The sequence below is a fragment of the Serratia sp. CY38905 genome, assembly GCF_052168875.1.
GTDB lineage: Bacteria > Pseudomonadota > Gammaproteobacteria > Enterobacterales > Enterobacteriaceae > Serratia > Serratia sarumanii.
Genome location: NZ_JBJNLV010000033.1, coordinates 1 through 8238, shown reverse-complemented (window position 1 = coordinate 8238; position 8238 = coordinate 1). Strand labels below are relative to the sequence as shown.

12 protein-coding genes and 2 pseudogenes are annotated in these 8238 nt (G+C 47.5%); 12 read left to right on the top strand and 2 right to left on the bottom strand.

Going from position 1 to position 8238, the window contains the following annotated elements:
• A partial coding sequence (locus ACJ8MK_RS25685; protein WP_442518120.1) for a hypothetical protein occupies positions 1-192 on the bottom strand: 192 nt, incomplete at its 3' end.
• Positions 193-255: 63 nt separating this feature from the next.
• Here ACJ8MK_RS25685 and ACJ8MK_RS25680 point away from each other — a divergent pair.
• Together ACJ8MK_RS25680 and ACJ8MK_RS25675 are read left to right on the top strand one after the other, a co-directional pair.
• Positions 256-1077 carry a DUF932 domain-containing protein gene (locus ACJ8MK_RS25680; RefSeq protein WP_004182076.1) on the top strand — a complete coding sequence of 274 codons (822 nt, stop codon included), beginning with the start codon at positions 256-258 and terminating at the stop codon, positions 1075-1077.
• Between the two features lie 32 nt (positions 1078-1109).
• A complete protein-coding gene (locus ACJ8MK_RS25675; protein WP_011977736.1) occupies positions 1110-1439 on the top strand; it encodes a DUF5983 family protein in 330 nt (109 codons plus the stop codon).
• Positions 1440-1471: 32 nt separating this feature from the next.
• Here ACJ8MK_RS25675 and ACJ8MK_RS25670 read toward each other — a convergent pair whose 3' ends face one another.
• Entirely contained in the window at positions 1472-1957 is a 486-nt protein-coding gene (locus ACJ8MK_RS25670; RefSeq protein ID WP_004178063.1) for a transglycosylase SLT domain-containing protein, read from the bottom strand.
• Positions 1958-2347: 390 nt separating this feature from the next.
• Between ACJ8MK_RS25670 and traM the strand changes: the two genes are divergently transcribed.
• The 10 genes and pseudogenes from traM to ACJ8MK_RS25620 form a co-directional block, all read left to right on the top strand.
• On the top strand, positions 2348-2764 hold the full coding sequence (traM, locus tag ACJ8MK_RS25665) for a conjugal transfer relaxosome DNA-binding protein TraM (RefSeq protein WP_072145360.1): 417 nt from the start codon (positions 2348-2350) through the stop codon (positions 2762-2764).
• Positions 2765-2963: 199 nt separating this feature from the next.
• A complete protein-coding gene (locus ACJ8MK_RS25660; protein WP_016831034.1) occupies positions 2964-3683 on the top strand; it encodes a conjugal transfer protein TrbJ in 720 nt (239 codons plus the stop codon).
• Positions 3684-3851: 168 nt separating this feature from the next.
• Positions 3852-4022, top strand: a complete 171-nt coding sequence (locus ACJ8MK_RS25655) for a TraY domain-containing protein (protein WP_004144426.1) — start codon at positions 3852-3854, stop codon at positions 4020-4022.
• Between the two features lie 61 nt (positions 4023-4083).
• A complete protein-coding gene (gene traA / locus ACJ8MK_RS25650; RefSeq protein WP_004194426.1) occupies positions 4084-4452 on the top strand; it encodes a type IV conjugative transfer system pilin TraA in 369 nt (122 codons plus the stop codon).
• Between the two features lie 13 nt (positions 4453-4465).
• Positions 4466-4771, top strand: a complete 306-nt coding sequence (gene traL / locus ACJ8MK_RS25645) for a type IV conjugative transfer system protein TraL (RefSeq protein ID WP_004144424.1) — start codon at positions 4466-4468, stop codon at positions 4769-4771.
• Between the two features lie 19 nt (positions 4772-4790).
• Positions 4791-5357, top strand: coding sequence for a type IV conjugative transfer system protein TraE (gene traE, locus ACJ8MK_RS25640; protein WP_016831035.1), 567 nt, complete (start codon positions 4791-4793; stop codon positions 5355-5357).
• Positions 5344-6084 carry a type-F conjugative transfer system secretin TraK gene (gene traK, locus ACJ8MK_RS25635; protein ID WP_014386193.1) on the top strand — a complete coding sequence of 247 codons (741 nt, stop codon included), beginning with the start codon at positions 5344-5346 and terminating at the stop codon, positions 6082-6084. The genes traE and traK overlap by 14 nt, the downstream gene beginning before the upstream one ends.
• Positions 6084-7508 (top strand): F-type conjugal transfer pilus assembly protein TraB, encoded by a 1425-nt coding sequence (gene traB, locus ACJ8MK_RS25630; RefSeq protein WP_020325105.1) that lies wholly within the window; start codon positions 6084-6086, stop codon positions 7506-7508. Before traK ends, traB begins: the two co-directional genes overlap by 1 nt.
• Positions 7501-8079, top strand: a pseudogene (traP, locus tag ACJ8MK_RS25625) (conjugal transfer pilus-stabilizing protein TraP). The gene traB and the pseudogene traP overlap by 8 nt, the downstream one beginning before the upstream one ends.
• A 66-nt stretch (positions 8080-8145) precedes the next feature.
• A pseudogene (locus tag ACJ8MK_RS25620) lies at positions 8146-8238 on the top strand (IS5/IS1182 family transposase); the annotation flags it as partial.

The window sequence follows — 8238 nt, the reverse complement described above, 5'->3', positions numbered from 1 at the left end:
GGACGGCAGAGCCTTTCGCAATAAATTTTTCCCGGCCATTCCGCTGCGCTTCATTAGACCGAAAAAAATTTCCCGCTCACCCCCGGACATCTGCACCGGGCCGTGCTCGTTTACGCCCTTGCGGCGAACGGCTCTCAAACGGGTGAAGGTTATATCCAGGGGCAGGTTCAGCAGGTCCCCGCACAAAGTCAAAACCGCGGCCCCGGCAACTCAACGGGTGATGGTTAAAAAATTAAACAGGTGAAGGAGAATAATATGCGTTTAGCATCCCGATTTGGACTTACTCATTCCATTCGTCAGGAACGCCCACTGACTAACGATGAATTGGTCAAGGTTGTACCTTCTGTGTTTTCAGAAGAAAAGCATAATTCACGTAGTGATCGCTATACCTATATTCCAACCATTACACTGCTGGATAAATTACGTGAAGAAGGTTTCCAGCCATTTTTTGCCTGTCAGTCACGAGTAAGGGATGAGGATAAACGGGGGCATACTAAGCATATGGTAAGACTTCGCCGTGAAGGGGCCAATAAAGGAACAGAAGTACCCGAAATCATTCTTCTTAACTCGCATGATGGATCGTCCAGTTATCAAATGATCCCGGGTATGTTCCGTTTTGTATGCACAAATGGCCTTGTGTGCGGTACGTCGTTTGGTGAGATTCGTGTACCTCATAAAGGTGATATTGTGGGAAGGGTTATCGAAGGTGCTTACGAAGTTTTGGGAATTTTCGATAAAATAACTGAAGGCGTTGATGTCATGAAGTCTATTACCTTAACCAAGGAAGAACAGCGTCTGTTTGGACAAGCTGCATTAACCTACCGATATGAAGATGAAAATAAATCTCCGGTCAGTATTGAACAGATAATTCATCCGCGCCGTTATGAAGATAAAAAAGATGACATCTGGACTACATATCAAAGGGTCCAGGAAAATCTGATTAAAGGCGGTTTGCCTGGCCGAACTGAAAAAGGGAAAAGAACAACAACCCGGCCAGTAAAAGCAATTGATGGTGATGTCAAACTCAATAAGGCATTGTGGTTAATTGCGGAGAAATTCCGCACTCTTAAAGGCTAATTATAAGCGCCGGGCAGCTGTCCGGCGTTTTGATGGTGGGAATACTTATGTTTGAATTTAAAGCTGTCTGTATCAGTATTTCACATATGGAAGAAGGTGATATCAGAGTTCTTCAGGTGCTTTCATCAACAACCAATTATCTAACTTGCGATAGTTACTTAGAGTGGATACATGATACACCTTATGGTTGTGTTATAAGGATGTATGATTTCAAACGCCATCTTCTGGCGCTAAAAAGAGGTGGGGTGTCAAAATTTTTACGCAAAAATCTCATACTAATGCACCGGGAGGGCGGGTATCTGCTTTTTCATTTTGATAGTGATGCCGATTATTATCCAGGTATAGATGCCGTAGATTTTTAAGAAATTCAAGCCTTCTTATATCAGAAGGCTTTTTAGTTCATGGCGATTTTCTGATCTTTAGAAGAAGTTCGTTTGCTTGCTTTGATAGCCGTGTAGTAGTAATGGATCTTCTTCGCATACTCGTAACGTCTTGCTGCCTGGCGCGGGGTCTTTTTGAAGCCTGCATTGTATGCCCCGACTGCATCCCACGAAACGCCCCACTTTTTAAACGCCTGAGCCAGATAATAGGCTCCGGTGTAGATGTTAAGACAAGCATCGCTAAGAAGATGATCCGGTTTTATTCCATATCGCGACAGTTCGTTGAAATGCTGCGAGTCAATTTGCATCAAGCCTGATCCATAACCCGTAACAGGATTACGACCAATCGCATCAATTTTAAATCGTGATTCTTGCCATGATATAGCACGCAGGAGATCCGGATCAATTTTGTAATCCCTGCCAGCCATATCAAAGCAGTCTGCTGCCATTGATGACAATGGTATTAAAGACAGGATGATACCAAACGCTGCTCCCTTCATGAATTCCCCTCCGTGCCAAATCCCGGAATAACCTTAACCCATCCAAGACCGAGACTCAACATATATGCACTCCTCACCACAAAATGACCACACACTACGCAAAATTAAAATTTTGCAGATTTCACTTTAGCTTCAGTGGCTTAACTGTAGTTATATTACATTATGTTATTTTTCTTTATATATATGTGAGTTGCCGGCGAGTCAGTAGTAAGTCGTCGGTAAGTCTATAGCGACTCGTTTATGACTCACTCTTTTATAATCATATATTTAAAGCGACTTAACTCTAGACTTAAGTCGCCATGTGACTCGTAATGCAACTTTCTTAGACTCTAGACTTAAGTTTAGAGTTGTAAAGAAGGTAAACTCGCGTTATCTTCTCGCCATAATAACTTGCTTGATGCTGTTTTTAATAAAGGAACCGATATGGCCAGGGTACAAGCTTATGCTAGTGATGAAGTTGCAGAGAAAATTAATGCAATAGTGGAAAAGCGAAGGGCTGAAGGGGCAAAGGAAAAGGATGTCAGTTTTTCAAGTGTCGCTTCGATGCTCCTTGAATTAGGGCTTAGGGTTTATGAGGCTCAAATGGAAAGAAAAGATTCAGGGTTTAACCAAACTGAGTTTAATAAGATTTTGCTTGAGAATGTCATGAAGACTCAGTTTACCGTATCCAAACTTTTGGCTATTGGCTCTCTAAGCCCTCATGTTACAGGTGATGAACGATTCGAGTTCCGCAGCATGGTGAGTAACATTCGAGAAGATGCAAAAGATGTTATTTCTCACTTCTTCCCCGAGCAGGAAGAAGAGTAAGAACTGGTGTGTGTTTATGGTGGTTTGTAATTAATTCAGTAGTAAAAAAAGAATAATGATCTAGCTTTAAAAAGTGACATGGAAGAATAAGGAATATAGAATACTTACAGGGTTGTAATAAAATTTGTTGAAGCGTTGACGTCCGGGGCTAGTCCCCCCGAACGTCAACTATCCATAGTGTCCTTTCCAGGAGGCGCCTATGTGTGCGAAGGATCGTAGTCATATTGCTGTGCGCAGTCAAACAGATTCCATTCATTCTATGCGCGAGATGCTTAATATTTCATCTTGCCCTGCTTTTATTCGTGATTCCCGGGGCGAAGTAATTCACACCAGCCCAACCTTTGACAAAATTTTCTTAACATCTGGTGGAACTGGAGCATTTGATACACCCAGAGCACCTGGAAGCTGGTTTCTGGATCTCTCCCTGGAGATCAAACTGGAACTGATGCAGTCAGAACTGAAATCGTTTTCAGAAGGTTCTGCTGTACTTGTTAAAAATATTTGGTTGGCAGGTTCACTTTGGACTGTTTTTATTGAAACGTTCTCGATTAATGAAGATACATACAGTAAATGGGTTTTTATAAATGAAGATGAACCGATGCCTCATCCTTCAATGGAATACAATGACTTTTCTATAAAGATGCAAAGATATATCGAAAGAATTCAGCGTTCAGCAAAGTCTGACTGGGCTATCTTTAATCTGTATGCGGTTGGGTTTTCTCATGCATCTATTTCGAAGATTACAGGTGTTGGGGTGCAAACCTCAAAAAATACAGTTAGTAAAATAAAAAAGGAACTGAGCTTTGATAATCGTGACTATATCATAATGTCATCGATCTATACTCTAAGTTATGGAAAGTTTATATCGAATGTGGTTTCGATATTAAACGATGGTGTTAATTTTTTGTTAAATCAATAGTACCGTCGGTACTTTTGATTTGTGAAAATAATTTACTCAAGATTTCTCCTTAGTTTGTTTACTTTTAAATCCTCCAATGTAAGATTTATTAAAGGTTGGTAATCTTACTTTGGAGGTCGATTGGAAAGAGCGATTAGGAGCAACGCACGACCTGCGCCTGGAAAAAATGTGCTTTTAAAATTAGATGAAGAAACTAATCGTCGACTCATCAAAGCAAAAGACAGAAGCAGAAGAAGTAAAACAGCTGAAGCTTATTTGAGACTGAAAGATCATCTAGAACGTTTTCCGGACTTTTATAACTCGGAACTAGCCGTACCAGGAGGTGAAAAGGAAGAGTGATTTAACATCATAGTCAAAAATCTGTTTTATATATCAACCATTCTTTTTAAAGGAAATAAATATGAATGCTGTATTAAGTGTTCAGGGCTCTGCTGTCTCTGAAAAAACCAAACCGTCTTTTATGTCCCGCGTTTTCAATAAAAAGAAAGCCCTGAAAGTCGCTAAAGTTGCGCTGCCGGTTGCTGCTGTGGCGGCGTTCTTCCCGGATGCTGCGATGGCCACCACCACGGCAACCGACCTGATGAAGTCCGGGGATGCGACCGTTAAAGGCACGTTTGGTAAGCAATCCAGCGTAGTCAAATGGGTGGTTCTGGCAGAAGTCGTCGCCGGTGGCATCATGTACATGATGACCAAAAACGTGAAGTTCCTGTTTGGCTTCGCGATTATTTCCACCTTTATAACCATCGGTATGTCGGTCGCCGGTTACTGACAGGAAGCACGTGATGACGGGAGACGAATTAAAGCGATACCGTTTCCCGGAAACACTGACTAACCAGTCCCGCTGGTTTGGCTTATATCTCGATGAACTTATCCCGGCCGTGATTTGTCTCGGCTGGGGTTTCTGGACCAGCAAGTTCATTTTTGGCATAGCTTCAGCGGTACTGGTTTTCTGGGGTATCAAGAAACTGAAAAAAGGGCGGGGCAGTTCCTGGCTACGCGACCTGATTTACTGGTATCTGCCAACCTCCCTTCTTAAAGGTTTCTTTCATGATGTTCCGGACTCCTGTTTCCGGCAGTGGATTAAATAAATCAACGGGGAAATAACATATGGAACATGGTGCCAGACAAAATACCACCCGCGTTATCGCTGTGGGATTTATCAGTCTGGGGACACTCCTGACCCTCAGTCTTGCAACCAATATTATCCAAGGCATAAATAATTACCGTCTGCAGACGGAACAGAAAGTGGCGGTGACACCGATGTTATTCCGTGCACCCTTTGCGGTGTCTCAGAACCAGGCTGACGCCTCTTATATTGAGCAGCTGGGCCTGTCCTTTGTTGCCCTGCGTCTGAATGTCACGCCGGAAACGGTTGATGCCCAGCATCAGCAGCTACTCCGGTATGTATTACCTGCCTCGCAGAACAGCCTCAAGGTCCATCTGGCTGAAGATGCGAAACGCATTAAAGACAATAACGTTAATTCCACCTTTTATATGACGTCGATGCGTGCCTGGCCGGCAGAGAACCGCGTGGATATCCGGGGTGAGCTGAAAACGTGGATTGGGGATTCCAAACCCTACAGTGAAATTAAAAGTTATGTCATTCAGTTCAGTCGTGTCGATGGTGTCAGCTGGCTGGCGCGTTTTGGAGAAATAAATAATGAAAAAAATTAACCCGTTATTTATTTCAGGCTGTCTGCTGTTGGTCGCCCCTGCGATGTCCGCGACCCTCAGCGGTACGCTGGAGCCGACAGTGGTTCCCCTGACCAATGGCGGTCAGGCAAATATTGCCGTGAGTAACACCGATCCGAATCTGTTCACAGTACCTGGCGATCGCATCACGGCGATAAACAGCCTGGACGGCGGCCTGACAAATCAGGAGCAGACCGACAGCGGCGGCGCCATTCTGGCGACCGTCAGTAAAAAACCATTCACCTTCATTGTGGAAACCGAACGCGGGCTGAACTTCTCCATTCGTGCCGTGCCCCGTGCGGGCTCAGGCCGGACAATTCAGCTGGTCAGCGAGCTGGCGGGTACCCCCGGTCCGGCAAAAGCCTGGGAAGAGTCGAACCCCTATGAATCGTTACTGGTTTCGCTGAATCGCGCCGTGCGTCAGGGCAGCGTACCCGGTGAGTATCAGTCTGTCCCCGTCACTTCTGAAGTACTGCAGGTGCCGGCTGGTCTGCGCGCCACTGCCGATCGGGTCTGGGTCGGTCATCACCTGAAAGTTGTCCGTTACAGTCTGGACAATGTCTCCCTGTCGGCCCGTATGGTGCGTGAAAGCGATTTCTGGCAGCCCGGAACACGTGCCGTCATGTTCAGTACCCCGGCGGGCCTGCTGACTGCCGGTGGTCGCATGCAGATCTGGGTCACGACGTCAGATGAAGGAGTGAAGCGCTGATGGCCAACTTCAACACGCTGATCAAACGTAAGCAATATATCTGGCTGGGACTCATTCTGGCGGGCGGCGCGGCAGCCGTCGGAGGCGGGCTGTATCTGTCAGATCTGAACATGAGCTCTGATGAGGAAGCCCCGGCTCAGGGCGAACCCGCACCGGATATGACCGGGGTGGTCGACAGCAGCTTCAACAGTAAGGTGGAGCAGCACGCGACAACAGAAATGCAGGCGACTGCCGCTGATCTCAACAAGCGTTTTGACTCCCTGCAGGGGGAAGTGGACCTACTGAGTAAGGCGCGAACCGCTGACCAGATACGTATCGACAAGCTCAGCAGTGACAATGAAGCCATGCAGAATCAGCTGAAGGCGCTGGGCGTGAAACCGGCTGTCTCTGGTGGCGAGCCCGCGCCGACTCCTCCGTCACCGCCACCCGGTCCGGAAGGGGAGCCGCAGCCAGCCAGTTATCCGCCGCAAACCGGCGCCGCGGTACCGCCTCCGACGGCATTCTATCCGGGGAATGGTATGACACCGCCGCCGCAGGTCAGCTACCAGTCTGTACCGGTACCAAACCAGATACAGCGTAAAACGTTCAGTTACGACAAAGGAAAAAAAACGAAGTCATTGCCGTACATTCCGTCGGGGAGCTTTGCAAAAAGTATGCTTATCGAGGGGGCAGATGCCAACGCGTCTGTTACCGGGAATGAATCAACTGTACCGATGCAGTTGCGTATCACCGGTCGCGTGGAAATGCCAAACAGCAAAACCTACGACCTGACAGGGTGTTTTGTGGGCCTTGAGGCCTGGGGAGATGTCTCCAGCGAACGCGCCATTGTCCGTACCCGCAATATCAGCTGTATCAAAGGTGATAAAACCATCGATCAGCCCATTAACGGCCACGTTTCCTTTATGGGGAAAAACGGGGTTAAGGGAGAGGTGGTGATGCGTAACGGAAAAATCCTCGGCTGGGCATGGGGGGCCGGTTTTGTTGACGGGATTGGTCAGGGCATGGAACGGGCTTCACAGCCGGCTGTTGGCCTGGGGGCAACCGCAACTGTTGGCGCCGGTGAGGTTCTGAAAATGGGGGTCGGCGGTGGTGCATCTAAAGCTGCGCAGACGCTGAGCGAGTACTACATCAAAAGGGCCGAGCAGTATCACCCGATCATTCCGATTGGTGCCGGCAACGAAGTGACCGTCGTGTTCCAGGATGGATTCCAGCTGAAAACGATTGAAGAACAGGAAGCGGAAAAGAACGGGCAACAGCAGGCTCAGAATCAGGAGGCGGAGCCGGCACCGCAGGCTGATGCACATCATCAGTCAGGCGGCGGTATGAATGGATTCAATACTGACGAGATGCTGAAGAAGCTGGGCAAACTTGATCCGCGTGAGTTCTCTCCGGGCGCAGCGCCGCAGGGGGAAAATAATGGCTAAGTCTCTCATTACTGCTGTTCTGTCAGCACTGCGCTGGGCTCACTGGCTGGTTAAGTGTGCGGTGGTGTATCCGCTGGCCATGATGATGTTACTGGTTGTTCTGGTGTTCCTGACGGGACCGTACACGTTCGGCCAGACGCTGGTGAAAACCGTAGAGTCTGTGCAGCAGTAGGGATATGTCATTCAGGACTGCACGGGGCCGAAAGAACTTAATGGTGATGCGGTGAACGCTCCACTGCCTCCGGTTTTACAGGAAGACTGCACCACCGTCAGTACGGATGCGGCAGGGTATGCAGCATATATCGACCAGAGCTATACGCATAATATTCTCTGGCTCTGGCTGCTGATGGCGGTGGTGTTTACCGGGATCGCTGTGGTTTTCCGTCGGACTCCTGTCCGCAGGGTGATCATACGGAAAAACGGTGTTGTCGTCGGAGAGGCTGGTTCGGGTTCTTCAGGGCTGATTCTAGCCCGATCTGATGTCAGCCAGATTAAGCGTGTTTACTATGAAATGAGTCCGGATGAAGGGGATAAATTTGTTCGGGCGATTAAGGAAAATAGGATTTGTTGAATAAATCGAACTTTTGCTGAGTTGAAGGATCAGATCACGCATCTTCCCGACAACGCAGACCGTTCCGTGGCAAAGCAAAAGTTCAAAATCACCAACTGGCCCACCTACAATAAAGCCCTCATCAACCGTGGCTCCATAACTTTCTGGCTGGATGATGAA